2 protein-coding genes are annotated in these 1,696 nt (G+C 48.3%); both read right to left on the reverse strand.

The genetic code is table 11. From position 1 onward, the window contains the following. Window positions 1-1,169, reverse strand: a 1,169-nt coding sequence (locus tag GX147_09570; protein NLN60926.1) for a phage portal protein, incomplete at its 3' end; no start/stop codon positions are given. Window positions 1,170-1,274: 105 nt separating this feature from the next. Beyond that, entirely contained in the window at window positions 1,275-1,550 is a 276-nt protein-coding gene (locus GX147_09575; GenBank protein NLN60927.1) for a hypothetical protein, read from the reverse strand. Window positions 1,551-1,696: the final 146 nt, after the last annotated feature.

Genomic DNA, 1,696 nt, shown 5'->3' on the forward strand with positions numbered 1-1,696 from the left:
CCACCAAGTTCCGCTGGGATGCGGTCCAGGTTCTCAAGCTCCCGGATGTCATTGGCACTCATCCAGCCGTTCTGACGTGCGGTGGCGTAACCGCTCATTCGGCTCACATAGTCGCCGCGTAGCAGGCCATCCACATTGAACTTAATGAACAGCTTTGACTTTTCGCTCTCCATGAGTAGAGCGCGGCACATGGACTGTTCCCAGCGGACTACCCAAGGGTCCAGGGTGTATTTCACAAACTCGAGTGATTGCTGTTCGATGTTAGAGAAGGACGATTTCTCAAGGTCAGCCAGCATATGAGGTGGCACCCTGAAAATTCGAGCGATCTCATTGATCTGAAACTTTCTGGTTTCAAGGAACTGTGCTTGCTCCGGCGAGATCCCGATGGGCTGATACTTCATGCCTTCCTCTAGAACGGCCACCCTATGAGAGTTCCCGCTGCCCTGATAGGCTGCATTCCAGGACTCTTTAATTTTTTGTGGGTCCTTGATGGTGCCGGGGTGTTCCAGTACTCCGCCCGGAGCTGCTCCGTTAGCGAAGAATTTCGCACCGTATTCCTCAGTGGCAATGGCTAGTCCCACGGCATTCTTCGCCATCGCAATGGGAGAGTAACCGACTAGACCGTCAAAGCCGAGGCCCGGAATATGAAGAACGTCCGAGGGAGACAGGTAGACCTGGCTGTCTTTGCCGAGGGAGGGAGTGTCCTCGTTACTGCGTTGGTACAAATAGAAAAGCCGACCGTTTGAATCACGATCGACCGTCATTTTGTTTGGCATCAGCGGATAAAGCGCAACGACCTCGCCACGGGCGTTTCTAATGATCTGCGCGTAGGCGTTTCCCCATAATAAAAGATGACTCATCAGAGTTTCTCTAATCGCAAAGGGAGTCATCTCAGGATTTGGTTCATCATGAAGCAGTTTATATAGTGGGTGTTTGAGGTGTTTTTCCTTGCCACCGGTAGCATTATATTGATATATGTGGAGCGGAAGCCCCGCCAGTGTTTCGGATAATATCCTCACGCAGCTGTACACTGCTGTCATTTGCATGGCCGTCTGCTCATTGACAGGTTTGCCCGCGCTGGTGCTACCGAAAAAGAAGCTGTAGCGGCTACCACCGAGGGCATCTTTAGGCTTGTCACGCGCCTTGAATATTCCTTGAAGAATTCCCATAGACATCACTCTCCTTAAAGTGGGCATGAAAAAAGCACCTATTCTAAAATAGATGCTCAAGGTTTGTATTGGTTTCGCTTATTTGTATGATTTGCAGAATTCAAACTACTTTTTTGCTGCGGATCTTAAAGACGCCATACCATTTCTGATGTTTGAACCAGGGACAAAATCAATCCCCGAAGGTGCCGGGCGGTTAAGCCTTTCGTCATCTGCTGAGTATTCAAGCAGCTCAACAAGGCTTTGCCCGCCGTCTTTTCGATACTCTTTATCAAGCTTCAACTTTAAACCTTCTTCGATCCTGCGGCATCGACTGATACTATCTGAAATAGGTCGACTTGATATTTTGCCTTGTAACCAATCGCGGTATTCTTCGTCACGCATTTTCATCACCTCATCTATATTTTACAACAAGAACACGTGGATGTATTTGACATTTAAGAATTGCCGAATGCTGCATACCGACAGCTGTCAAAAACGGCATATAACCGAGGAATGTTAAGCCAGGTTTCATATTAAAAAAAAAGCAG

The organism is Deltaproteobacteria bacterium, from assembly GCA_012522415.1.
In the GTDB taxonomy this organism is placed as follows: Bacteria; Desulfobacterota; Syntrophia; order Syntrophales; family JAAYKM01; genus JAAYKM01.

Excerpts from the sequence above, each read along its gene's own strand:
- GX147_09575 (NLN60927.1), bottom strand. The coding sequence starts at position 1,550 with ATGCGTGACGAAGAATACCGCGATTGGTTACAAGGCAAAATATCAAGT.